Below are 24,742 nucleotides of genomic sequence, written 5' to 3'. Positions count from 1 at the left end.
GGTGCGCACCGATGAGGACAAACGGTTCGCAGTCAATGAAGTGACAAGCATATGGCAATCCATCACGCTATCGCGCCATCGCAGTGCCGCTTCGCGCGAGCCCGAAGGGGTGCCTGGCAGTGGCCGGGGACCTGACCAGGGGGCTACCGGGTCCCGTCGTCGCGGGTCGCGCTCCCCCCGGCGAGGTTGGCGACCTTGGCCCGCTCGTACCGGGTCGCCGAGCGGGACGGTCCGCCGTCGGTTCCGGCGATGGGCCAGGAAGCGGGCCAGGGGAAGTCGGCTGTGCAGGTGCTCCCTCTCAGACCCTCATCGGGCAACCGGGCTTCACGCCGCCCTGACACACCCTCACTTCAGCGTGTACTTGCAGGCGTTCGCATTTCCCCCGCCTTCGTACTCCGCCACCTTCTTTCCGTCCACAGTGATGGAGCATGGCGGGAAATCAAGCCGCCCACTCGGGGTTTCCACGGCCTGCGAAATGACCGAGATCGGCCTGCCTGAGTCCACCTCGGGCCCTTCAAGGGTGAGCGTGAAGGTCTCCTTCCAGGGAAGTGTCGCCTTCACGCTGTGCAGCGTGTCTGCGATGTATGTAATCAGCGGTTCACCCTGTCCACCCAGTTCAAGCGTGACCTTCCGGGTCACCTCCTGCTTAAGCGGAGCCTCCGACTTCTTCCCCGCTTCACCGACGACGTCACCCTTCTTGTCACTTCCACCGCCATCACTGCCACACCCGGCCAACACCGCGATACACGCAAGCAGAGCCACGCCGATAAAAGTTTTACGCATACTCCAGAAATCCTTTCCGCATTCACATTACCGACCTTGCACCATTGCAAATATATCGCCGAATTTATAAATTGCACAGACCAGCAACCCGGCACGCGTGTGGAAACCACGCTTCACGCATTGAGCTTCAGAATCCAGCGGGAAAAAGGACTCACGATGAGGTCAGACAGCCCCTCGGGTAAACGTTCACACGGGTGCACATCACGGCGGTCAGCGCGATCAACCGCCTGTCGTAGTCCCGAGCCAGGCCACCCCCTGTGCGTAAGCGGCAGTCACTCACCCATCTGTCCGCCAGGTCACGCCGGCCTCGGTGACGAAGTCGGGCTCGTACGGCGCTTCCTCCCACCGCGCCCCGACGACCTTCACCCCAGGCTTGGCCAAAGCAGTCGAACAAGTCTCAAACGTCACACCCGGCTTCAGGTCCGCCTGTTCCCCGGCGGCGGGGCACTTCTCGAAGACGCCGATGTTGAATCTCAGCGGCGAGGACTCCTCGTCATCCGCCAGACCGACGAAATCACTGAAGTACGCGCCCGACAGATCCGTCTTGCCCGCGTTCTTGATCTCGGCATGCATGTAGTACGGCGTCTCCGCCGGAGCGCCCGCGTCCTTCTCGTATCCGAAATCATCGGAAGGACTGCCCTTCTCGATACGCGTGACGGTGACGTCCAGCAAGCCCTTCTTCCCCTGCGCCTCCACCTTCAGCCGCACGGTCGTGCCGACCGCCACCTCCGTACCGCTCTCGGCGACCTCCCCGGCCTCGTACTCACCGGGCGTGGTCTCCTCGAACGGCGTGGGAAACTCCACCTCCGGCACCGAAGGCGCGGAATAGGTCACCTCCCCCGCCCCCTCCGGCCCCTCCCCCGCCGAGCCATCCCCGCACCCGGCCAACAGAACAGCAGTAACCATGGCCACGCTGCCTAAGCCGATCCTCCGACGTCTGCTCACACGCCTCACCCGTCTCATTCTGCAACCTCAATCGAAATTACGCATCGAAATCCGGAACGAACGCTCGCCGACGCTCCGATCGCACGGGCAGAACGCGTTCTGCACACCGGACACGAGCGAGATCCGACGCTCACAAGTTGATGATGATCACGCCGGTGACAAAGTACACCGCCCATACCGCAGGGAGAATCGCGACGTAGGCGAGCGGGCGATGCTGAACGGGCTTCCCCACGGGGAGAGGCGCGGCACCGGGAGCCGTCGGCCCGGGCGGCGGCAGCGCGTTGAGTTCGCGGCTGACGCGGAAGTTCCGCGCCAGAGTACGCGGGCTGAGGAAGACCAAGGAAATAGGGGACCACCAACCCTGCCACAGAGTCTTGGTCGTGAACTGGCGCACGAGCGCAGTACCGCAGGTCCGGCAGAACGGCCCCTTGATCTTATGGGTGCGCATGTGCGTCAGCAGCCCTTGGTGCGCCCGGATGGCGACGGCAACAGCCGGCTGCGCGCCACAGATCCGGCAGGCCGGGGCGGCGATCTGACGATCAGGTGGGGGGACTTGTGTCGTGTCATGTGTGGCATGTATGCCAGATAATGAGTTGGGTTGCGCGTCTGGAGTTGTCATTGATGCACTTTCCTTTCTGAGGCTGTGGAGAATTCTGGCCACCAAGAAACGGAACCTGCTGTGACTCCCGGGAGTCCTCACGCACCCCGAAATTCTGCGGTCGCAGTCGCGTATACTGTGCGAATTAGCCCTAAGATCCACCGGCATGGAAACACTTGATAGAGGTCCGGCACCGCAGCCCTGAGCAGGTTTGACATATCAGCCGAAACACAGGGCAGTGCAACTTGGATTAGCCGCCATTTCTCGCCGCACCGCACCACAGATGACGAACAGAGGGGCTCACGCTTCAAACCACCCAACCATTAGCGATCCGATTCGGATGCTACCGACACCGGAGAACACGGATCTCAGGGATTCCCTCGGTTTCGAGGTTCGCTGATTCATTCGTCATGCTGTCGATCAGGACCAAGCCGTTTTCACCTCGCTGCGCGACAATCAGCAAACCCACGGACCCACGTCCGCTTCGATCTATTCTCTTCACCCAAATCAGGGCTCGCGAACCAGTGGGGTAGGAAGTGATCTCTGCCAGAACTTCCGGCCAGTTCGCGTGCGTGGAGTCGGAGACAAGCGAGCCGATCTTCTCCAAAGTGGGAGTCAGCCAGCAAGCAGGTCCTGGAAGGGGGCATTGGCTGGCATCCGCCGATCCTTCTTCCCAGCTTACAAGCCACTCCCAGGGCGTGAGTTCGGCAGCCCGAAGGGCGGCTCTCCCGAGCGATGCACGCAAGAATAGCTATACCGACAACACCTGTCGCTGGAATTCACAGACCAGATTCCCACGGCACTGACCCAGGGCGTCGCTGCCAATACCATGGCCGATTGGCTACATCATCGATGCGCAGGTCCAGAGCGGATGCCAGCGCACGTCCACCGTCATCCACAGTAGCTTCTCGAAATACGCCGTCCAGCCTCGACAAGACGTCCTGGATTTTCGCATTCTGAGGTCCGGCGAACTGCGTAGCAATACTTGATGCCCGATCCCTGAGGTGAAGGTCGTCGACATACATCGCTGCCGAATACCAGCCTGAAGGTGGCCAACCATTGATCATCCGGAGCCCTAGACGCTCCCAATTGACGAGAACTCCACGCAAATCACTTAGGACCGATCCGTCGACATCCACAAGGATGCATGAGTCGGTGATTGGAGTGGCAATCGGAAATTCCTTGGCGATGTCTGGGAAATTCACAACGATTGCGTCGCCGAATTCGCGCACCGCTCGCTCAGACTCGACAACGGAGATCAATTCATCGTTTTCCGCTGACTCTTCGACCCGAGCGTGCGAGAATTCACCGTCCGGTTGCACTACTCGCCACACACTTGGAGGGGTCCATTCACCTGGAAAGAGAACCGGAAGGTCAAGAAATTCCGACAGATCGCGAGCCAATTCCTCTTCACTGGGGCGATCCTTCACACCATCAGCGGCGTAGACTGAGATCGACCAGTCCAAGCTTCCTCGCTTTACTGAATACTCACAAGATACACTTGCGTCCCAGTTGCGCGAATCGTAATCATCCGATGCCGACACGTCAATATCAGAATCCAATAGATTGAATTCCCTGGCGAGAAATGACGGCAACCTACCGATCGAATTCGCCCCGAGAATAAGCAAGTTATACATCATCCGTACTTCCGATACAATTCGATCGCCCTCTGAACTGCCGCCGGGTTGTTTTTGAACTTGGGGGCATTCGCAAACATCTTACCGAGTCGACCGACATCGCCGTTGGCTTTTGATATATGCTTCAAAGCGTCATACTCAATCCTGTCGAGCTTCACGATACCGGGACCTGAGTCCGGGTATACCCTCCCTGACGGCTCAATTCCGTACGCTCGGCCATTCACTTCATAGCGCTGGGTTTCCGGATTATAACGTGCCTCCCCGGAAGCAATTTTCGTGATGTCATCACGAACGGATTTCCGAAACTCGGGCAGGATGAGACTGTTCTCAGCTCTCACCTCGCCATTCTTCACACCGGCGAATGTGTGACGTGCGTGGGGTGCGCTGAGCAGTTTGTCCCTCGCAGGCCCATCGATAGTGCCCGACGCCTGCCAAGGATCTCGACCACTCCCCGCGGCTTCTTCGGGAGACACTCTTCCTTCACCCGCAGGTCCCGGACCGTCCGGAGGAGTTCCCTCGGGATCGTGGGGCAGCGCATCATCGCCACCCGGAGGGCCGTTGCCATCAGGCGTTGGGTCTCCGTGGCCCTGGTCGACTCCACCTCTCGCCCCGCCTTCCATGGCTCCCGTCGAACCAGGATGGACACCGTCCGCATGGTGAGGAACCCCACTGGTGCCGCCCGGCTCAGTCGGCGTAGCGCGGGCCCGGCCTGGGTCGTGTGGAGTGGAATCCCCCGCGTCCGCGCGGGCGGTGAGGTCGCCGGGGTCCTGGCGGGCGCCGACGCCGGCGAGTTCGTGTTCGGGGACAGCGGAAGGGTTGGCGGCCCGTTCGGCTGCCGAGAGTTCGCGAGGGGCCGCGTGGGCGGGTTGGGTGACTTCGCCTGCGGCGTTGCGGACGGAGCCGTCGGGGTGGAGGAAGGTGTTGTCGCCGACCTTCACACTGCCGTCGTCGTAGCGCACCGCGCGGTGGCCCTCCGGGAGGGGCCCGGTACGTGGGGCTGGGGTGCCGTCGGGGAGGGCGTAGGAGCCGTTGGGTAACTCGACGGCCTTGACCGCACCCAGTTCCTTGAGTTGGGCGAGCAGGCCACTCATGTTGGGCAGTTTGGCAAGGCCAGCGCCTCCCACTTTGGCCAACGCGCGGACTGGGTCAATGAGTTGCACCGCGCGGGCCGCCTTCGCGGCCTTGCTGGCGCCCGCGGGCGCGGTGAGCAGCGTGATGACGTTGAACGCGGTGGTGCCTGCGGCCTTGGCCGGATCGTTGTCCCACTCGTCATAAGCCACCAGGGACTTGGCGAAGTCGCGCGCGGCGCTCTTCAGCCCACGTTCGGTGGCGCTGTCCTGTTCACCTGTGAGCTTGCCGCCCCAGTCGAACGGCTCCATGGCGTACAGGCCGATGCCGCCCATGACTTTGCCCAGGCCCGCCCACGCCGCACCGAAGTCGTCGCCGAATGGATTGACCAAGGTCGTGAGCCCTTTGACTGTGGCGACAAGACCGTCAATCAAGGCACCGTCCCAGACGAAATGTTTCGTCCACACTGCCACGTCCTCGTACCAGGGGCGGTCTCTTTCGACCATCGAACCCCACGGTGCTTTGCCGACCTTCTTCATGTCCGCCACGGACAGGCCGTACATGTTCTTGCCGTGCGATCCATCGTCCGCGATCAGTGGCGGTAGCCCCACCACGGCCCGGATCGTGCTGGAGCAGGCCCGTTCAGCAGCCCAGAATTTGGCCTGGACCATGGAGACATCGCTGAAGATCTCGTTGTTCCGGTCCACGTTGCCCTGGTCTTCGTCCCAGTCGTCGTCGCCCGAAATCTTGCTGCCGAAGGCGATCGCCTCGGCCTCCAGCTCCTTCAGCCGCTTGACCAGCGGTCGGATCTCCCCCGCATACGTGTCCAACGCGGTGGCGACTTTCTCCAGATCGGTCGCAAAGTCATCCGCGCGATCCCGTACCGGCTTCGTCGTCGCGAACAACTGGGTGGCTTCCGGGGCCTTGTAGTACGCCGCCAGGAGCTGGAACTTGGTGTGGGTGTCCGCCCCCGTACCCCGGATCTTCCCGGCGTCCGCGCGCAGGCTGGTGATGTCCCGTTCCAGTTGCTCCAGATCCCCCGTGTAGACAGGTATGTCCTCAAACGCGATCGCCGCCGCGCCCATCAGCCCTTCTTCCCCTTGGCCGCCTGCTTCGCCTCTGCCACGGCCTTGTCCATGTCAGGCTCAGCGATGGCGTTGTGCATCGTGTCGGCTGCCATCGCGTGATCGCCCTCCAGATACTGCCGCGCTGCCTCACTCGCGCCCGAGATGGACTTGCCCGCACGAGTCCGGACGTACAACAGGTCCTCCTGTGTCCGCCTGCCGAACTCACCGAGCGCCGCGGCCACCGCCCCACCCACCTGGCCAGTGCCCAAGTCGGCGTCCGTCAACGGTACGTTCGCCGACTTGAGGCAGCCTGCGGCCCGGGCCGCTGAGGTGAGGTTCTCGCTGTACGTCTCGACCTCCCCCTGAAGGCCGTCTATCGCGGAACCGGTGCTCTCCAGCGTCGTGCCGATATCCACGGGCTCCAGGTACCACCCCGGCATCCCGCACCTCCCCTACCCCCGCAGGAATTCCGTCCTGCCGTCGCCTCAGCCGATACCGTCCACTGCTGACTTGGCGCGCTGCAGCGTCTGCTGCGCCGTGCCGTCGTTCTTCTCCAGGGTCGTGCGCAGCAGCCGGATGATTTCCCGCACCTCACTCGCCGAACGGTTCCAACGCTGCTCGACGCCCTGGTACTGATCCGAGACGCCGTCCGCCTGGAAGTCCGTCATCGCGGCCTTCACCTGGCGGTCGCGCTCACCGATCACCTGCTCCAGCCGGCCGATGATCTGCGCCAGACTGCCCTGCACCTCGCTTGATGCACCGGTGTCATAGCTCCTGCGGTCCAGCCCCATGGCTCATCGCCCCCTCAGCGGCCGGAGAACCGGGCCGCATCGAAATTCGCGGACGACATCGACGCCCGCGCGTTGTCCGCCGATTCCTGGTCACCCGAGCCGAACGCGGTGTCCATACCGGACTGGCCGCCCAGAATCGCGGACAGCGCGCCGTTCAATGCCGCGGTGATCTCATCCGAGTTGTTCTTGAACTGGTCGAAGGCGGCCTTGCCCTCACCGTTGAACTTTCCCTCCAACGGCTGTGCCGCCGCGACCAGTTGCCTGATCAGCGAACCCAGATCCTGTGACGACCCGTCCGACTGCTGGACCAGCGTCGACAGCGTCGTGTTTCCCATGTCGAACTTCATGCCCACCGCGAAAGCCCCCCTTGGCTCCACAACGGTCAGACGCACTCGTCCCCTGTTCACTCATGGGTACCAGTTCGAACACGCTCCGTGCAACGCACTTCCGAACAGCAGGACGAGACCCACGTCACAATCGGCTCTCGCTCAGCAGTTCGAACCAGACGGCCTTGCCGCCCGTCGTACGTGCGAAGTCGTAGTGACCCCAGCGGTGCGCCAGCCGCTGCACGAGGAGCAGTCCGCGCCCCCGCGTGCGGCACGCCTCCGCAGGCGCGGCGGCGACCGAGGGCGGACGCGGGTCGGTGTCCCGGACGGTGGTGCGCAGCGCGCCCTCGGCCCAGCACACCCGTACGCAGACGGCGCCCTCGGAGTAACGGAAGGCGTTCGTCACCAGTTCACTGAGCAACAGCTCGGCGGTGTCGACGAGATCGCACAGCCCGTGCTCGCGGAGCACGGCGGTCACCGTGCTCCGCGCGATACGGGGCGCGCGCGGGTCGTGGGGGAGTTGGAGGCCGTACTGCCACGGCGGGTCGGCTGGGACGGCAGCGGGGAGGGGAGGGCTCACGACATGGAGGGACACCAGGGCTCCTTCGGCGTGCGGTCGTGTACGTGTGCGGTGCGGTGCCGGGCAGCCGCCCGGTGGCCTGCCGCGCGGGTGCACGCCTTGGGCGCGCGCAGCACGGTGCGCTTCCGGGTTCCCGGCCGCCACGTTGAGTGCGTGACATGAGACACACCGTAGCGCACAGGGTTAATGTATGACACCTATCAGAGGTGAATCCATGTTCCTCTGTACATTGAGCCTGTCCGAACGAGAGGGGAGTTGGGATGCCGCCACGCAGCACACCAACAGCTCGACAGCAGCGACTTGGGATCGAACTGCGCAAGCTGCGTGAACGATCGGGCATGACCGCGCACGAGGCTGGTGCGCTGCTGGGGATCGACCAAGCACGCATGAGCAACATCGAGTCCGGCCGAGTGGGCATCAGTGCGGCCCGCGTTCACACACTCACGTGCAACTACGACTGTCCCGACGAGAAGCTCATCGATGCCCTTGCCGCTATGGCCAGCAACGGACGCGCACGAACCTGGTGGCAGGAGTACCGCGGCGTGCTACCTGCTGGGCTGCTCGACCTCGCCGAACTGGAGCATCACTCGGTGCGCATGCGCACCGCTCAGACAGCCAGCTTGCCAGGGCTCTTGCAGACCAACGCACACGCACGAGTCGTCTTCGGCCAAGGCATCCCGGCGCTGCCGCCGCATGAGGTCGAACACCGCACTTCATGGCGCATCAAGCGGCAGGCGGTCCTGCACCGGCCAAGACCGGCCCCGTACACCGCGATCATCCACGAGGCGGCCCTGCGCATGCAGTTCGGCGGCCGAGCCGTGACCGTGGAGCAGCTCAACCACATCATCAACGCGAGTGAGCGAGAGGACATCACCGTCCTGGTGATTCCGTTCTCCGCTGGCGAGTTCCCGGGTGCGGGACAGACGATCTTCTACTCCGAAGGCCCGGTCTCTCAGCTCGACACGGTTCAGCTGGACCAATCCCACGGCCTCGTGTTCCTGAACGCCGAGGCGCAGCTGGACAAGTACCGGGTCCTGCTGGACCGCATGCAAGAGATCGCCCTGGACGAATCTGAGTCCCGGGACTTTATCCACAGGATCGTCACCAACCTCTGAAAGGCTGACATCATGGCCCAGAACCCCGACTGGCAGAAGTCGTCCTACTGCGCCGAAGGCAACAACTGCGTCGAGATCCGCGACGGCGCCGACGGCACCCTCCGGCTCCGGGAATCCACCGAACCGGAGCGGATACTCACCCTCACTCCCAATCGCCTGCGCTCCCTCCTCCGATCCATCCGCCCCGGACAGCAGTAGCCGCCCCAGACTCGACCACAAGCGAAGGGACTCATCGTGCCCGCACAGACCTGGCAGAAGTCGTCCTACTGCGCCGAGGGCAGCAACTGCGTCGAGATCCGCGACGGCGCCGACGGCACCCTCCGGCTCCGGGAATCCACCGTGCCCGAGCGGATACTCACCGTCGCCCCCGACCGCCTGCGCGCGCTGCTCCGGTTCGCGGAGCGGACCGGCGGGAGGCCGTACGGGGGATAACCCCACCCGGTACACCCCACCCACCCCATGGTGCCTGGTGACACCACCCGGCAGGCTAGGCATATGACCGCGAGAGCCCCCGAGACCGACGACGACCGTCTCCCCCTCCCCCGTCCCCCGCTCGAGGCGCAGACGTGGCGGGAGATCGCGTACCTGCTGAGCAACATGCCGGTCGACATCTTCGGCTTCGTCTTCGTGTCGGTCTGCCTGCTCACCAGCGCTCCCCTCTCGGTCACTGTCGTCGGGCTGCCGATGCTCGCGCTCGGGCTGGGCGGCTGCCGCCTGTTCGGCAAGTTCGAGCGGGGCCGCGCGCGGATGCTGCTGCGGGTGCGGATCGACGAGCCCAGCCCCGTACGCCCCAGTGCCCCCGGGTTCTTCCCCTGGCTGTGGGCCCACCTCAAGGACTCGGTGGCGTGGCGGCATGCGCTGTACTCGGCCATCCGGCTGCCCTGGGGGGTGCTGACCTTCACCATCACTTTCGTCTCCCTGTTCGTGGGCTGGCCGCTGCTGCCCTGGGTGGCGCGGGGCCTGTCGAACGTGGACCGCGCGATGGTGCGCGGGCTGCTCTCCCCGTCCGACGAGCTGGAGCGGCGGATCGCCGAGCTGGAGTCGGACCGGGGCGTGGTGGTGGACACGGCCGCCGCCGACCTGCGCCGCATCGAACGCGACCTGCACGACGGCGCCCAGGCCCGCCTGGTCACCCTCGCCATGGGCCTCGGCCTGGCGAAGGAGAAGCTGCTGGAGGACCCCGAGGAAGCCGCCAAGATGGTCGACGAGGCACACGGCGAGGTCAAGCTCGCCCTCCAGGAGCTGCGCGACCTCGCCCGCGGCATCCACCCCGCCATCCTCACCGACCGCGGCCTCAGCGCCGCACTGTCCTCGCTGTCCGCCCGCTGCACGGTCCCCGTGCGGGTGTCGTCCGACCTGACCGAGCGCCCGGCGGCGGCGATCGAGGGGATCGCCTACTTCACCGCCTCCGAGCTGCTCCAGAACATCAGCAAGCACAGCGGGGCCCGTACGGCCCAGGTGGACCTGTGGCGTGCGGACGACAGGCTGCTGCTCCAGGTCACGGACGACGGCAAGGGCGGCGCGACCACGGCGCTCCCCGGTACGGGGGAGGGCGGCAGCGGCGGCACCGGGCTGGCGGGCCTCGCGGACCGGCTCGGCTCCGTCGACGGGCTGCTCGTGCTGGACTCGCCCCCCGGCGGCCCGACCACGATCACCGCCGAGCTGCCCTGGCGGGACCGCGACCGCGAGCCCGCCGCGTAGCGCGACGCGGCACCCGGAGCCGGAGCCAGGCCGGGGCCCGGGGCGTGACGCACCCCACCCCGGGCGCCCTGAGCCCCCGCCCGGGGTGGGGAAAACCCCCTCTTCAAGACACCGACCGACTCCATGGCCGGGCCGCTCCCGCCGACGGATGCTGGAAACAGCTCACAGGAAGCGCCTCCGCCCTCTCGTACGGCGGGTGCGCGACGGACCTAAGGACAGGAATCATGGGACCCACGGCCACGGCTCCGGCGTACGGCCCTCCGCAGGCTCCGCAGCCCGCGCCGACGCGCACGTACCAGCGCCACTGGCTGGTGGAGATGCTGCGCGCGCCCGTCTCGGGGCGCACCTGGGGGGCCTTCCTCTACATCCTGATCGGGCTGCCGATCGCGATCTTCGGCTTCGTCTTCACCGTGACGATGGTCTCGCTCGGCGCCGGTCTGCTGATCACCTTCCTCGGGGTCCCGGTGCTGGCGGCGGGGCTGGCCGGGTGCCGCGGGATCGGGCGGTTCGAGCGGGCACGGGCCCGCGGCCTGCTGCGGTTCGACGTGGCGGAGCCCGAGCCCGTACGGGCGCTCCAGCGCGGCAGGGGCATGATGGCCTGGGTGGGGGCGCTGTTCCGGAGCGGCGTGTCCTGGCGGAGCCTGCTCTACACGCTGCTGCACTTCCCCTGGGCGGTCTTCTCGTTCTGCGTCTCGCTGGTCTTCTGGGTGTACGGCTGGGGGATGCTGCTCTACCCCGCGTGGCACTGGGTCTTCCCGACCTACACGAACCAGCCGGGCCTGGAGCTGTGGGAGAACAACGGCGAGAGCCACTACCTGGACTCCGGCAGCGACCTCGCCCTCGCGTCCGGGGGCGGGCTGGTGCTGGTGCTGCTCACCCCGTGGATCTTCGTGGGCCTGACGCAGGTCGACAAGCTGCTGCTGGCCGGACTGCTGGGGCCGTCCCGGCTGGCCACCCGGGTGTGGGAGCTGGAGTCGGACCGGGGCGCTGTGGTGGACACGGCCGCCGCCGACCTGCGCCGCATCGAACGTGACCTGCACGACGGCGCCCAGGCCCGCCTGGTCGCCCTCGCCATGGATCTGGGCCTGGCGAAGGAGAAGCTGCTGGAGGACCCCGAAGCGGCGGCGAAGATGGTCGACGAGGCGCACGGCGAGGTCAAGATCGCGCTCCAGGAGCTGCGCGACCTCGCCCGCGGCATCCACCCCGCCATCCTCACCGACCGCGGCCTGGGCGCCGCCCTGTCGGCGGTCGCGGCGCGCTGCACGGTCCCGGTGCGGGTCCAGGTGGAGCTGGACCGGCGGCCCGCGCAGGCGATCGAGGGGATCACCTACTTCACGGTCTCCGAGCTGCTCCAGAACATCAGCAAGCACGCCCAGGCCGGCCGGGCGACGGTGGACGTGTGGCGTACCGGGGAGCGGCTGATGCTCCAGGTCACGGACGACGGCAAGGGCGGTGCCCGGGCGGACGCGGGCTCCGGGCTGGCGGGGCTGGCGGAGCGGCTGGACTCGGTCGACGGGCTGCTGTTGCTGGACTCGCCGGCGGGCGGCCCGACCACGCTGACCGCCGAGCTGCCCTGGCGCGACGCGTAACGGCTCTCCCGAGGCGTCTTCGCCCCCGGACTCCCGTGGGATGCTGAGGCATCTCATCGCGAGCCGGGGGGCGGAAAACGTGGAGGACAGAGTGCGTGTGGTCATCGCCGAGGATTCCGTGCTGCTCCGGGAGGGGCTGACGCGGCTGCTCACCGATCGCGGGCACGAGGTCGTCGCCGGGGTGGGTGACGGGGAGGCGCTGGTCAAGACGGTGGCCGAGCTGGCGGAGGCCGGCGCGCTGCCCGACGTGGTGGTCGCCGACGTGCGGATGCCGCCGACGCACACCGACGAGGGCGTACGGGCCTCGGTGCGGCTGCGGGCGGCGCATCCGGGCCTGGGCGTGCTGGTGCTGTCCCAGTACGTGGAGGAGCAGTACGCGACGGAGCTGCTGGCCGGTTCCAGTCACGGGGTCGGCTACCTCCTGAAGGACCGGGTGGCCGAGGTACGGGAGTTCGTCGACGCGGTCGTACGGGTGGCGAAGGGCGGCACCGCCCTCGACCCGGAGGTGGTCGCGCAACTGCTGGGCCGCAGCCGCAAGCAGGACGTGCTGGCCGGGCTGACCCCGCGTGAGCGGGAGGTGCTGGGGCTGATGGCGGAGGGTCGTACGAACTCCGCGATCGCCGGGCAGCTCGTGGTGAGCCACGGCGCGGTGGAGAAGCACGTGAGCAACATCTTCCTGAAGCTCGGCCTCTCCCCCAGCGACGGGGACCACCGGCGGGTGCTCGCCGTGCTGCGGTATCTCAACTCTTGATGAAGCCGGTTTCCACGATCCGCCGTACGTCAACTGCGACACGGCAGTGACCTGGGGCACATCGGTGTGACGTGGGACTCAGGGCGCGGCCACAGGGGTGACAAAAGGGTGCATAGCGGCCTGTAGTGCCTGTTCAAGTGCGGCGTTGAGTCTGTGAAGTAGCACAGTATGGCGACCCTTACCACGTACGATGGGGATCGAGCCATCGCCTCGAGGGAGGTCTGAATCACTGTGACCAGCCAGGTCAGTAGCCCAGCCGGGGAGCAGCCGCCAGGCGAGAAAGAGGTCCGGCGTCTGGACCGGGTGATCATCCGGTTCGCGGGGGACTCCGGCGACGGCATGCAGCTGACGGGGGACCGCTTCACCTCGGAGACGGCCTCCTTCGGCAACGACTTGTCGACCCTTCCCAACTTCCCCGCCGAGATCCGTGCCCCCGCAGGCACGCTTCCCGGCGTCTCCAGCTTCCAGTTGCACTTCGCCGACCACGACATCCTCACGCCGGGCGACGCACCCAGCGTCCTGGTGGCGATGAACCCGGCGGCCCTCAAGGCGAACATCGCCGACCTGCCGCGCGGCGCCGAGCTGATCGTCAACACCGACGAGTTCACCAAGCGGGCCATGGCGAAGGTCGGATACGACACCGACCCGCTCTCGGACGGCTCGCTGGACGGATACAGCGTCCACCCCGTGCCGCTGACGACGCTCACCGTCGAGGCGCTCAAGGGCTACGACCTGTCCCGCAAGGACGCGGGCCGCTCGAAGAACATGTTCGCGCTCGGCCTGCTGTCCTGGATGTACCACCGCCCCACCGAGTCGACCGAGTCGTTCCTGCGACGGAAGTTCGCCAAGAAGCCGGAGCTGGCGGAGGCCAACGTCACGGCCTTCCGCGCCGGGTGGAACTTCGGCGAGACCACGGAGGACTTCGCCGTCAGCTACGAGGTGGCCCCGGCCACTGCGGCCTTCCCGCCGGGCACCTACCGCAACATCTCGGGCAACCTGGCGCTGTCCTACGGACTGATCGCCGCCGCCCAGCAGGCGGATCTGCCGCTCTTCCTCGGCTCGTACCCGATCACGCCCGCCTCGGACGTGCTGCACGAGCTGTCCAAGCACAAGAACTTCGGCATACGGACCTTCCAGGCCGAGGACGAGATCGCCGGAATCGGCGCCGCCCTCGGTGCCGCCTTCGGCGGCGCGCTCGGCGTGACCACCACCTCCGGTCCCGGCGTGGCCCTCAAGTCCGAGGCGATCGGGCTGGCGGTCTCGCTGGAGCTGCCGCTGCTGGTGATCGACGTCCAGCGCGGCGGCCCCTCGACCGGCCTGCCCACCAAGACCGAGCAGGCGGACCTCCTCCAGGCGATGTACGGGCGCAACGGCGAGGCGCCGGTGCCCATCGTGGCGCCCGCCACCCCGGCGGACTGCTTCATGGCCACGCTGGACGCCGTCCGTATCGCCCTCACCTACCGCACCCCTGTCTTCCTGCTCTCCGACGGCTACCTGGCCAACGGCTCGGAGCCCTGGCGCATCCCGGAACTGGACGAGCTGCCCGACCTGCGCGTCCAGTTCGCCCAGGGGCCGAACCACACGCTGGACGACGGCACCGAGGTCTTCTGGCCGTACAAGCGCGACCCGCAGACCCTGGCCAGGCCCTGGGCGGTGCCCGGCACCCCCGGTCTGGAGCACCGGATCGGCGGCATCGAGAAGCAGGACGGCACGGGCAACATCTCCTACGACCCGGCCAACCACGAGTTCATGGTGCGCACCCGGCAGGCGAAGGTCGACGGGGTCGCCGTACCGGACCTGGAGGTCGACGACCCGGGCAGCGGGGACGACGGTCCGGCCAAGGTGCTGGTGCTCGGCTGGGGCTCGACCTACGGGCCGATCACCGCCGCCGTGCGCCGCGTCCGGCGCGGCGGGGACCGCATCGCGCAGGCCCATCTGCGGCACGTCAACCCGTTCCCGAGAAACCTCGGCGAGGTGCTCGCGCGCTACGACAAGGTCGTGGTGCCCGAGATGAATCTGGGGCAGCTGGCGTCCCTGGTGCGCGCCAAGTACCTCGTCGACGCGCAGTCGTACACCCAGGTCCGCGGCCTGCCGTTCAAGGCGGAACAACTCGCGAACGCGCTCAAGGAGACCATCACCCATGGCTGAGCAGGTTATGAGGCCGGAGGCCGACGGGGGCCGTAGCCCGCTCGCGCTCGTCCCGAAGGCCGAGAGCAAGCAGTCGATGAAGGACTTCAAGTCCGATCAGGAAGTCCGCTGGTGCCCCGGCTGCGGCGACTACGCGGTGCTCTCCGCCGTGCAGGGCTTCATGCCGGAGCTGGGGCTGGCGAAGGAGAACATCGTCTTCGTCTCCGGCATCGGCTGCTCCTCCCGCTTCCCGTACTACCTCAACACCTACGGGATGCACTCCATCCACGGCCGCGCGCCGACGATCGCGACGGGCCTGGCCGCCGCCCGCCGCGACCTCTCCGTCTGGGTGGTCACCGGCGACGGCGACGCCCTCTCCATCGGTGGGAACCACCTGATCCACACCCTCCGGCGGAACGTCAACCTCAAGATCCTGCTCTTCAACAACCGGATCTACGGGCTGACCAAGGGGCAGTACTCGCCGACCTCCGAGGCGGGGAAGATCACCAAGTCCACACCGATGGGCTCGCTCGAGGCCCCCTTCAACCCGGTCTCCCTCGCGCTCGGCGCGGAGGCCAGCTTCGTGGCCCGTACGGTCGACTCGGACCGCAAGCACCTCACCTCGGTGCTCCGAGCCGCCGCCGACCACCCGGGCACCGCGCTGGTGGAGATCTACCAGAACTGCAACATCTTCAACGACGGCGCCTTCGAGGTCCTCAAGGACAAGGAGCAGGCGCAGGAAGCCGTCATCCGGCTGGAGCACGGCGAGCCGATCCGCTTCGGGCAGCCCCTCCTCGCGGAGGACGGCGGGGACGGCCTCGGCGGCAAGGGCGTCATCCGTGACCAGGCCACCGGCGAGCTGCGCATCGTCGAGGTCGCGGAGCACGGCACCGACGGCATCCTGGTGCACGACGCCCACGCGCCGTCGCCCCTCACCGCCTTCGCCCTCTCCCGGCTGGCCGACGCGGACACGCTGCACCACACGCCCATCGGCGTGCTGCGCAGCGTGCGGCGGCCGGTGTACGAGCAGGGCATGGCCGACCAGCTGGAGCAGGCCGTCGAGCAGCAGGGCAAGGGCGACCTGGCGGCGCTGTTGGCCGGGCGCGACACCTGGACGGTCGTCGGCTGACCGCACCGCGCAGCGCCGCACACGCACCACGCTGGGGCGCCCGCACCGCACGCGCCGCACACGCACCACGGCCACCCCGGATGTCATGACCGTCCACGCAATACGGAAATGACAGCCGGGGTGGTCGCGCGTTACCTTCGTCGGGTCAGCACCGACAGAAGGGCTCCCGATGCAGCAGACGAGCGAGTCCCGTACAGGGCTGATCTACGGGTTCGTGGCGTACGGGCTGTGGGGGCTGCTGCCGCTCTACTGGCACCTGCTCGAATCCACCGGCGCGACCGAGATGCTCGCCCACCGCATGCTCTGGTCGCTGCCCACCGCGCTGCTGATCCTGGCCCTGGCCCGCCGCTGGTCCTGGATACGCCCGCTGCTGCGGCAGCCGCGCAAGCTGGCCCTGATCGCCCTGGCCACGGCCGTCATCTCGGCGAACTGGGCGATGTTCATCTACGCCGTCACCGACGACCGCGTCCTGGAGGCGTCGCTCGGCTACTTCATCAACCCCCTGGTCTCGATCGCCTTCGGCGTGCTGCTGCTGCGCGAGCGGCTGCGGCCCGTGCAGTGGTCCGCCGTCGGGATCGGGGTGGCGGCGGTGGTGGTCCTGGCCGTCGGGTACGGCCAGGTGCCCTGGCTGTCCATCGGCCTCGCCATCACCTTCGCGACGTACGGCCTGCTCAAAAAGCACGTGAAGCTGGACGGGCTGGAGGGCTTCAGTGCCGAGACCTCGATCCAGTTCCTGCCCGCTCTCGGCTTCCTGATCTGGCTCAGCGCCCGGGGCGACGCCACCTTCACCACGGACGGCGCGGGGCACGCCCTGCTGCTGGCCGGTACCGGGCTGGCCACGGCGGCACCGCTGATCTTCTTCGGCGCGGCGGCCGTCCGGCTGCCGCTGTCCACCATCGGGCTGCTCCAGTACATGGCGCCCGCCTTCATGTTCGTCCTCGGGCTGCTGGTCTTCCACGAGCCGATGCCCCCGGAGCGGCTCGCGGGCTTCCTGCTGGTGTGGGCCGCGCTGTGCCTGCTCACCTGGGACGCGCTGCGGAACGCGCACCGGGGGCGCGCCGCACTGCGGGCGACGGCGGCTGCGGCCGGGGCCGAGGCGGCGGCTGCCGAGGCAGCCCGGGCCGAGGCGGGCGCGGCCGAGGCGGGCGCGCGCGAGGCGCGCGAAGCACCGCCGATGGCCGGCGCCCCGTAGGGGAACGGCGGACCTCGCGGGCGCTCCGCTAGAGTGCGCCGATGGCCGCGTCGTACGAGGAGTGGGAAGCCCGCCTGACGGTCCTGCGGGCAGCCGTGCGCGAGGCCGTGCGCACCCGGGACAAGGAGCGGCTGGCCCGCGCCCGCGGCGAACTGCGGGCGGCGGAAGCCGCCTGGCACGCCGCGCTGGAGGCGGCCGAGACCGCGGCGGCGCCCGCGGACGCGCGTCCGGCCGACGCGCTCCCCGTCCGCGAGCAGGCCGGGCAGGCGCTGACCCTGCTCGGCGCCCCGGCGTCGCCGAAGCTGATCTCCTCGGTGCACGAGGCGTTCTTCCACGACCCGCTCCCCGCCCCCAGACTCGCCTCCCTGCGCCGCGACGAGGAGCGCGCCCACCTCGCCCAGAACGGCGCGCGGCCGTACTACGTCTGCGCGGCGCTCACCCACGACCGGCTGGTGCCCGCCCGGGGGCTGCTCGCCCTCTCCTCCTGGCCGCTGGAGCGCCGGGTCGTCGGCCCGCTGAGCCCGCGTACGGACTTCCTCGTCCACGCCGGGCGCCTCGCGGAAGCGGTCGCGCGCCTGCGCGCCACCGGGCACGCGCCCTCGGAGACGGCCCGGCGGCTCCTGCGCCGCTTCGCCCTCAACGTGCCGGGGGCGTACGGCGAACAGGCGGAGGCGGAGACGGAGACGGACGAGCCCGACCCGGCGGCGGTCGCCGCCGCGGCCCTGGCCGAGGCGCGGGTGCACCGCTCGGCGGACGAGAAGCAGCGTGCGGAGACGGCGGCCCGCGCCCGCGACCGGCTCACCGCCGCACAGCGGCTGTTCGGGGTCTCTACGCTGGGCATCGTCCACCCCGGAACGGACACCGGTTCCGGCTCCGGTTCCGGGGACGGGTCGCCCGCCGGGCGACCCGCGCCACGCCGCACCAGCCCCTCGTGAGAAGAGACGATGCTTCCGCAAGAGCCCCAGGACCCGCTCGCACGCCTGCGCGGCCCGGCCGGTCCCGAACCGTACACGGCGCGCAAGCTCACCGCGCTGACGGCCAACCCGGCCTGCTCCCGCCGGGCCGTCCTGGACGCCGCCGGGGTGGACAAGGCGCTGCTCGCGACCCGTATCGGCTTCGAACCGCGGTTCGGCCAGTCGCCGTTCACCCTCGCCCGCGAAGCGGCCTTCGCCTCGCTCCTGCGATGGGGCAGCCACGCCGAGCTGATCTCGCTGCTGCGCGCCGAACTCGCCGCCCCCGTGACCGAGGCGGCCGTCGCGGATCTGAGTGAGGTGGCCGGAAACGCCGCACCGGCCGTACGCGCCCGGGAGACGCAGCGGCTGCTGGAGCGCATCGCGTCCGGCGCGGAGGACCGGCTGATCCTCGACCACCCGCTGCTCACCCTCGACGTCGCGGGCCGCACCGCCTACCTGGAGCCGGACGTCCTCACGCACCGCATCGGCGGCAGCTTCTACCTCGTGGAGATCCGCTCCTTCCCGGCCATCGACGGGCAGGCCGACCCGGCCAGGACCGCCGAGACGGTCAAGCAGGCCGCCGTGCACGTCCTCGCGCTGCGCCAGGCGTTCCTGCGGGCCGGGCTGCCCGCCGAGGCGGTCGCCGACCAGTTCCTGCTGGTCTGCCCGAAGGACTTCTCCAACCGGCCCTACGGCCGGCTGCTGGACCTGCGCCAGGAGTTGGACGCCGTGGAGTTCCAGCTCGGCAGGCTCCGCCGGGCCCAGGACCTGGCCGACGTGCTGCCCGCCGACGCCTCCTTCGACCTCGCCGACGACAGCGCGGGCGCGCCCCGGCGCACCGCCGAGGAGCTGACCGCTTCGGTCGGCGCACTCGACGCCGCCTACGCCCCCACCTGCCTCAGTTTCTGCGAGATGTCCCGCTACTGCCGGTCGGAGGCGGAGACCACGGGCGACCCTGCCCACCTGGGCACCGGCGTACGCAACGACCTTCCCGGCGTCACCACCACCCATGCCGCGCTCGGGCTGATCAACGGCACCCGGGAGCCGGACCCGCACCAGGCCCGGCTCGCGGCCCTGCTGCGCCGCGCGGCCCAGCTGCGGGACCTGCGAGGAGGCGGCGCCGCGTGAGCCTGCTGAAGACCGTCGCCACCCTGCGCGCCGCCGCGTCGGGCCAGGCCGAACGGCTGACCACCGTCCGCCACCAGCATCTGGCGAAGGCGCCGTTCGTGCTGATCCCGCTGGCCCTCGCCGGGGAGGCGTGCGCGCCGCTGGCCGCCATGGCGGGCACCGGGCCCGAGGACCCCGTACTGCTGACCGTGCCGCAGCCGCGCGACCGCGACCAGCGCTTCCGCTTCGCCGCCCAACTCGCCGACCTGCTGCTGCCGTACATCGACGGATGCCGTGCGGAGACGGAGACCTACGAGGCGGGCCGTCCCAGGGAGGTCCGCGAACGCTTCACCCGCGCCCCGCAGATCCTGGTCCCCAACCAGGCGGGCATCGCCTTCGCCCGGCTGCTGGGACGGTCCACCCGGCTGCGCCGCACCGACGGGCCGTACGCGGTGCCCGCCTCCGTGCCGGCCCTGGGCAAGTGGCTCACCTGGGCCGCGGACCGAGCCGAGTTCCCCGGCTCCAGCACGCTGCTGAGCATGACCGGGCTGCTCGGCGCACACTGGGCGACCGGCCAGAGCCCCACCGAGGACGCCCAGCTGGCGGCGCTGCTGGGCTGGATCGACCCGCCCGCCGGGCTCACCGGCGCACAGGCCGCCCGGGCGGCCGAGGACCCCGCGCGCCACCCGCCCGCCGGGCCCGCCACCGACCCGGTGTTCGACCGCACGCTCAGCGAACTGGTCACCGCCTACGGCGCGGAGACCGGCGAACGGGCGCGCGAGGCGATCGGCCGCGTCATCGAGGCCGAGCTGCGCTCCCAGCTCGCGCCCACCTGGCGCCTCATGTGGCGCGGGATCGAACTGCTGCGCGCCCTGCCGCCCGGCGGACACGTGGCGGAGCGCCGGGCGCTGGACCGCACCTTCTTCAGCGGCTACGCGGCCTACCTGGACGAATCGGGATGGCCTCAGCCGCGCCGGGACCACGCGGCGAGTGCCGCCCGGCGGCTGGCCCGGCTGGAGGACGCCGTGGCGCGCTACGAGAGCGAACGCGCCTTCGACGACCCGCTGGTCATGGCCGAGTACGAGCTCAGCGGCGCGGCGTTCACCGGCACGGTGACCGCACGGGAACCGGACCGCATGGTCGGCAACGGGGGCCGCTCGGCGCTCTTCCGGCCCACCGTCACCCTGCGCACGGCGGAGCAGCCGCCGCTCGCCGAGGGCGAGACCGTACGCAGTCCGGACCGGCTCGGGCAGCGGGCCGAGATCCTCGCGATCCGGGAGGACCCCGCAGGCGGCGGCTTCGAGACGGACATCCAGCTGTGCGGCGGCTTCGGCGGCAAGCGCAAGCCCCCGGCCCCGCCCGGCACGATCCCGGAGCTGGGCGAGCGGCTCTGCTACACGACCCTGGGCCAGTACGTCGTCCCCGCGCAGATCCCCGACGACGAGAACACGCCCTGGACGCACGGCGGCCCGCCCCAGCCGTACGAACCGACCCACGACGACGCAGAGGAGACCTGGGAGTGACGGCGGAGACGGCCGCGCCAGTGACACCGGGCGAGCGGGCCGACGCCGCCGTCGCCCAGGTGCTGCACGACCTGGACCACACCGACCAGCGTGGCATCGTCGTCAACTCACCGCCGGGCGCGGGAAAATCGACGCTGGTCGTCCGGGCGGCCGGCCATCTGGCGGCGCAGGACCGGCCGGTGATGATCATCGCGCAGACCAACGAACAGGTCGACGACCTGACCGACCGGATGGCCGGGGCACACCCCGGCCTGCGGATCGGGCGCCTGCACAAGGAGGGCTTCGACCTCCCGGAGCGCGTCACCCGGCACGGGAACGTGGTGGGCGGGGACCGGATCGGGCCGCTGCGCGCGCTGCCCGTCGTCATCGCGACGGCGGCCAAGTGGGCGCACGTGAAGACCGATCCCTGGGACTGGGCCATCGTCGACGAGGCGTACCAGATGCGGTCCGACGCCGTCCTCCGCACGGCGCCGCTGTTCACACACGCCCTCTTCGTGGGCGATCCGGGCCAGCTGGACCCCTTCGCCACCGTCGAGACGGACCGCTGGGCCGGACTCACCTGGAACCCGCTGCTGAACGCCGTCGACGTCAGCCTCGCGCACAACCCCGGCATGCCCACCCGGCAACTCCCCGTCTCCTGGCGCCTGCCCGCCAGCGCCGCGCCCCTCGTGCAGCGGGCGTTCTACCCCTTCTATCCGTTCACCTCCGGCACCCGGCACGGAGACCGCGTGCTGACCCTGGAGACGGCGGCACTGGAGGGGACCCCGGCCGACGACGTCCTCTCCCGCGCCGCCGCCACCGGCTGGGGATACCTCCAACTCCCCTCCCGGCACACCCTGCGCACCGATCCCGAGGTGGCCGACGCCCTCGCCACCACGGCCGACCGGCTGCTCCAGCGCGGCGCGCTGGCCAACGGGGACAAGGTGGTCCCGGAGCGGATCGCCGTCGGCACGGCGCACAACGACCAGGCCGCCGCCGTACGCGCCGCGCTGCGGGACCTCGGCCCGCAGCTGGACGGCGTCACCGTCGACACCGCCAACAAGCTCCAGGGCCGGGAGTTCGACGTGACCCTCGTGTGGCACCCGCTCTCCGGGCGGGCCGACGCCAGCGCCTTCCACCTGGAGACCGGCCGCCTGTGCGTGCTGCTCTCGCGGCACCGCCACGCCTGCGTCGTGGTGGCCCGCGCGGGCATCCGCGAACTCCTCGACCGGCACCCCTCGAACCGGCCCGTCTACCTCGACGTGCCGCCGAAGTTCCCGGACGGCTGGCGGGCGCACCAGATCGTCCTGGACCACCTCGACCGCCCGGGGCACCGGACGGCGGGCTGAGAGGGGCTGGGGGCTGAGGGCCGGGGGGCCGGCCGCAGGGTGCCGCGTCCGGGTCAGGCCGGAGCGAGCGCGGCTGCGACGTTGCTCATCACCTGCTTCCAGTGCGCACGCTGCCGCTCGCGCTCGTCGGCGCTCGCCAGCCGCTCCTGATGGAACCGGAGCACTGTCTTCCGCACGTCGCCCCGGGCCGCCGTCACCGCGACCTGCACGGTGGTGTCGTGGTCCCAGCCGGGGGGCCTCCAGGTGAGCCTGATTCTGTCCTCCGGGTGGTACGCACGCACCTCCCCCGCCGTCCCATCGGCGGTCTCGTACGCGCCGCCCTTCTCCCGGGGCAAGGTCACACCGGGACCCAGCCACAGGGCCAGCCCCTCGGGCCCGCTGAGGAAGGACCACACCTGACCGGGTGGCAGCGGCAGCGTCTTCGACACCCCGATCTCCCAGCCGGCGTCCTGAGTCAGCCCGACGCTGCGCACGGAATCCACCTCTTCCCTCTCCCTTTTCTCGCGCTTCTCCGGCTCGCGCTTCTCCGGCTCGTGCTTCTCCCGCTCGTGCTTCTCCGGCCCACTGCGCTCAGCCTGCTCGTCCCGCTCGCCCCGCGCCTCCTGCCGGGCGCGCAGGGCGCGGATCTTGTGCCGGTTGCCGCAGCGCTCCATGGAGCACCAGCGGCGGCGGCCCGGCCGCGAGGTGTCCACGAAGAGCAGCTGGCAGTCGCCCGCCTCGCACTCCCGGATGCGGTGCGCGTACGGCCCGGTGAACAGCTCGATCGCATCGCGCGCGACCGTCGAGAGCAGCTGCTCGCCCGTGGTCGGCCGGGCCCAGGTCCGCACGCCCGGCTCCGCGGGCTCGAACTGGGGGGTGAGCGGGAGCGCTCGCGCGGCGGCGTTCACCCGCTCCAGGTCCTCCGGGCGTGGCTCGGCGCCGTGTGCCCGGCGCTGGGCCGCCGCGAGCACGGCGTCGCGCAGCGTCCGCGCGGCGGCCAACTCCAGCTGCGTCACCTCCACCTCGGGCAGCGGCCGAAGCCGCGACCGCGCCGCCCAGACGGCCAGGGCGTACGGCTTGACCAGCACTTCGAACCGGGCCAGGGCGCCTGGGCCACCGGTGATCAGCAACTCCAGGCACAGCGCGCCCGGGTCGAATCGGTAGGGCACTCCTTCGGGTGACTGAAGGATCAGTCCAGTTGCAGGCTCACTCACGTAACCACTATAACTGGTTACGCCCCACTGGGAAGCCCGCGACGGAAGGACCCCTCATGGCACTGGGCTGGAAGCTTGTGATCGACTCGGCCGATCCGTACCGCCAGGCCGCCTTCTGGGCCGCCGCGCTGGAATACGAACTGGAGGACAACAGCGCCCTGATCGAGCGCCTGCTCGGCCTCGGCGTGGTCGACGAGTCGCTGGTCAGAGAGGTCGACGGCCGGAAGTACTGGGTGACGGGTGCCGCCGCCCGCCATCCGGACGATCCGTTCGAGGAGGAGAGCGGGGTCGGTCTCGGCCGGAGACTGCTGTTCCAGCTGGTGCCCGAGCCCAAGTCGGGCAAGAACCGCCTGCATGTCGACGTCCACGCGGGGCCGGGGGAGCGGGAGGCGGTGGTGGCCCGGCTGGAGAAGCTGGGCGCCACCTTCGTCCGGACCGTGGAGGAGCACGGAGGCACCTGGGCTCTCATGCTCGACCCGGAGGGGAACGAGTTCTGTGTGGCGTAGCGAAGTCCCCGGCCGCCTGCCGGGTGGCGGCGGCCGGGGACTTCGGACAGGCATCGGGGTCCTGCGGCGGTGCGCCGTGCGGTCAGCCCACCGGCTGCGCCGCCTGGTCCAGCTTCGCCGACGCGTCCGCAGCGGACACGCCGAAGACGGAGACGGCCTGGTAGTAGGTCCACGCGAGGCCGTTGCAGGACGTCTTGGTCGCGCCCGAGTAGCCGTTGCACACGCGCTTCAGGTCCGCGTAGAAGGCGCTGTCGATGCGCGACTTGTTCGCGTCGAAACGGCCCATGGCCTTGTAGTTCCGGTAGCCGAAGTCGTGCCGGATGCAGGACCTCTCGAAGGGGAAGCCGAAGGGGTTGTCAGGAGAGCTGCTGCACTTGTCCGTGCTCCAGTTGAAGCCGTAGGCGGCCCACTTCCCCTGGTTGGCGCGCGCGCTCAGAAAGGCGTTCTGGCTGCTGGCGCTGGTCTGGGTCCAGTGGGACATGACCTGGAGCTTATCCGCAGGAGCCGCCTGTGCGGGAGTGGCGAGAGCGGCCGTGACGGCCAGGGCGAAGCCCGCGGCAGACAGGCCGGTGATCAGCTGACGGCGCATCCGGTACCTCCGGTTGGGGGGAGCAGCCCGGCGAGCGGCTGCGAGGACGAAGGGTGTCGCTCCCCGGCAGGAGCCGGGAGAGCCCACTCAGTGTCCAGCCCGAAGGCGCCAAAGCTCTGTCAGATCGCCGTCACCTCCATGACA

At 69.3% G+C, this 24,742-nt stretch carries 25 protein-coding genes and 1 pseudogene; 14 read left to right on the top strand and 12 right to left on the bottom strand.

The features are described from left to right. Positions 1–345 precede the first annotated feature (345 nt). The 9 genes from H299_RS0118810 to H299_RS0118775 form a co-directional block, all read right to left on the bottom strand. Positions 346–783 (bottom strand): hypothetical protein, encoded by a 438-nt coding sequence (locus H299_RS0118810; RefSeq protein WP_027749662.1) that lies wholly within the window; start codon positions 781–783, stop codon positions 346–348. Between the two features lie 276 nt (positions 784–1,059). Next, the gene (locus tag H299_RS0118805) at positions 1,060–1,617 is read right to left on the bottom strand and encodes a hypothetical protein (protein ID WP_158692357.1); all 558 of its coding nucleotides are present in this window, start codon (positions 1,615–1,617) and stop codon (positions 1,060–1,062) included. A 241-nt stretch (positions 1,618–1,858) separates the two neighbouring features. Further along, a complete protein-coding gene (locus tag H299_RS0118800) occupies positions 1,859–2,176 on the bottom strand; it encodes a hypothetical protein (protein WP_486587333.1) in 318 nt (105 codons plus the stop codon). Between the two features lie 929 nt (positions 2,177–3,105). Further along, a complete protein-coding gene (locus tag H299_RS39665; protein WP_158692356.1) occupies positions 3,106–3,954 on the bottom strand; it encodes a hypothetical protein in 849 nt (282 codons plus the stop codon). 8 nt (positions 3,955–3,962) lie between these two features. Then, the gene (locus H299_RS37655; RefSeq protein WP_051262619.1) at positions 3,963–6,116 is read right to left on the bottom strand and encodes a hypothetical protein; all 2,154 of its coding nucleotides are present in this window, start codon (positions 6,114–6,116) and stop codon (positions 3,963–3,965) included. Beyond that, positions 6,116–6,538: a DUF6507 family protein gene (locus tag H299_RS34960; protein ID WP_051262618.1), complete on the bottom strand. Its 423-nt coding sequence runs from the start codon at positions 6,536–6,538 to the stop codon at positions 6,116–6,118. Before H299_RS34960 ends, H299_RS37655 begins: the two co-directional genes overlap by 1 nt. A gap of 45 nt (positions 6,539–6,583) precedes the next feature. Further along, positions 6,584–6,889, bottom strand: a complete 306-nt coding sequence (locus H299_RS0118785; protein WP_027749659.1) for a pore-forming ESAT-6 family protein — start codon at positions 6,887–6,889, stop codon at positions 6,584–6,586. Positions 6,890–6,903: 14 nt separating this feature from the next. After that, the gene (locus H299_RS0118780; RefSeq protein ID WP_027749658.1) at positions 6,904–7,236 is read right to left on the bottom strand and encodes a hypothetical protein; all 333 of its coding nucleotides are present in this window, start codon (positions 7,234–7,236) and stop codon (positions 6,904–6,906) included. 124 nt (positions 7,237–7,360) lie between these two features. After that, positions 7,361–7,810, bottom strand: a complete 450-nt coding sequence (locus H299_RS0118775) for an ATP-binding protein (RefSeq protein WP_486587332.1) — start codon at positions 7,808–7,810, stop codon at positions 7,361–7,363. Between the two features lie 245 nt (positions 7,811–8,055). Here H299_RS0118775 and H299_RS0118770 point away from each other — a divergent pair, with 245 nt between their 5' ends. From H299_RS0118770 to H299_RS0118710, 13 genes are all read left to right on the top strand, one after another. After that, on the top strand, positions 8,056–8,910 hold the full coding sequence (locus H299_RS0118770; protein ID WP_027749656.1) for a Scr1 family TA system antitoxin-like transcriptional regulator: 855 nt from the start codon (positions 8,056–8,058) through the stop codon (positions 8,908–8,910). 12 nt (positions 8,911–8,922) lie between these two features. Next, positions 8,923–9,108 (top strand): DUF397 domain-containing protein, encoded by a 186-nt coding sequence (locus H299_RS0118765; protein ID WP_037759603.1) that lies wholly within the window; start codon positions 8,923–8,925, stop codon positions 9,106–9,108. A 36-nt stretch (positions 9,109–9,144) separates the two neighbouring features. Then, positions 9,145–9,342 carry a DUF397 domain-containing protein gene (locus tag H299_RS0118760; protein ID WP_027749654.1) on the top strand — a complete coding sequence of 66 codons (198 nt, stop codon included), beginning with the start codon at positions 9,145–9,147 and terminating at the stop codon, positions 9,340–9,342. A gap of 63 nt (positions 9,343–9,405) precedes the next feature. Next, positions 9,406–10,611 carry a sensor histidine kinase gene (locus H299_RS0118755; protein ID WP_027749653.1) on the top strand — a complete coding sequence of 402 codons (1,206 nt, stop codon included), beginning with the start codon at positions 9,406–9,408 and terminating at the stop codon, positions 10,609–10,611. 224 nt (positions 10,612–10,835) lie between these two features. Further along, entirely contained in the window at positions 10,836–12,200 is a 1,365-nt protein-coding gene (locus H299_RS0118750) for a sensor histidine kinase (RefSeq protein ID WP_078512856.1), read from the top strand. 91 nt (positions 12,201–12,291) lie between these two features. After that, positions 12,292–12,951, top strand: coding sequence for a response regulator transcription factor (locus tag H299_RS0118745; RefSeq protein WP_027749651.1), 660 nt, complete (start codon positions 12,292–12,294; stop codon positions 12,949–12,951). A gap of 231 nt (positions 12,952–13,182) precedes the next feature. Next, positions 13,183–15,099, top strand: coding sequence for a 2-oxoacid:acceptor oxidoreductase subunit alpha (locus H299_RS0118740; RefSeq protein WP_078512854.1), 1,917 nt, complete (start codon positions 13,183–13,185; stop codon positions 15,097–15,099). Beyond that, on the top strand, positions 15,092–16,207 hold the full coding sequence (locus tag H299_RS0118735; protein WP_051262616.1) for a 2-oxoacid:ferredoxin oxidoreductase subunit beta: 1,116 nt from the start codon (positions 15,092–15,094) through the stop codon (positions 16,205–16,207). Before H299_RS0118740 ends, H299_RS0118735 begins: the two co-directional genes overlap by 8 nt. Before the next feature lie 169 nt (positions 16,208–16,376). After that, positions 16,377–17,399, top strand: coding sequence for an EamA family transporter RarD (gene rarD, locus H299_RS0118730; protein WP_027749648.1), 1,023 nt, complete (start codon positions 16,377–16,379; stop codon positions 17,397–17,399). 41 nt (positions 17,400–17,440) lie between these two features. Next, positions 17,441–18,334, top strand: coding sequence for a hypothetical protein (locus tag H299_RS34955; RefSeq protein ID WP_486587331.1), 894 nt, complete (start codon positions 17,441–17,443; stop codon positions 18,332–18,334). Positions 18,335–18,343: 9 nt separating this feature from the next. Then, positions 18,344–19,480, top strand: a complete 1,137-nt coding sequence (locus H299_RS0118720; RefSeq protein ID WP_027749647.1) for a hypothetical protein — start codon at positions 18,344–18,346, stop codon at positions 19,478–19,480. Next, entirely contained in the window at positions 19,477–20,982 is a 1,506-nt protein-coding gene (locus tag H299_RS0118715; RefSeq protein WP_027749646.1) for a hypothetical protein, read from the top strand. Before H299_RS0118720 ends, H299_RS0118715 begins: the two co-directional genes overlap by 4 nt. After that, positions 20,979–22,310, top strand: coding sequence for an AAA domain-containing protein (locus H299_RS0118710; protein ID WP_027749645.1), 1,332 nt, complete (start codon positions 20,979–20,981; stop codon positions 22,308–22,310). Before H299_RS0118715 ends, H299_RS0118710 begins: the two co-directional genes overlap by 4 nt. A gap of 53 nt (positions 22,311–22,363) precedes the next feature. Here the strand turns inward: H299_RS0118710 and H299_RS38455 are convergent, their stop codons facing one another. Then, on the bottom strand, positions 22,364–22,792 hold the full coding sequence (locus tag H299_RS38455; protein WP_486587338.1) for an SRPBCC family protein: 429 nt from the start codon (positions 22,790–22,792) through the stop codon (positions 22,364–22,366). 180 nt (positions 22,793–22,972) lie between these two features. Then, positions 22,973–23,458 (bottom strand): annotated as a pseudogene (locus H299_RS40515) (CGNR zinc finger domain-containing protein); the annotation flags it as partial. A gap of 101 nt (positions 23,459–23,559) precedes the next feature. On the opposite strand from H299_RS40515, the gene H299_RS0118700 reads away from it, so the two are divergent. After that, positions 23,560–24,009 carry a VOC family protein gene (locus H299_RS0118700; protein ID WP_027749644.1) on the top strand — a complete coding sequence of 150 codons (450 nt, stop codon included), beginning with the start codon at positions 23,560–23,562 and terminating at the stop codon, positions 24,007–24,009. Positions 24,010–24,091: 82 nt separating this feature from the next. Here H299_RS0118700 and H299_RS0118695 read toward each other — a convergent pair whose 3' ends face one another. Then, entirely contained in the window at positions 24,092–24,598 is a 507-nt protein-coding gene (locus H299_RS0118695; RefSeq protein ID WP_027749643.1) for a phospholipase, read from the bottom strand. Positions 24,599–24,742 lie beyond the last annotated feature (144 nt).

Source organism: Streptomyces sp. CNH287 (genome assembly GCF_000424825.1).
Note: the sequence above shows the minus strand (reverse complement) of the source record. Positions and strands in the feature narration are given on the sequence as shown.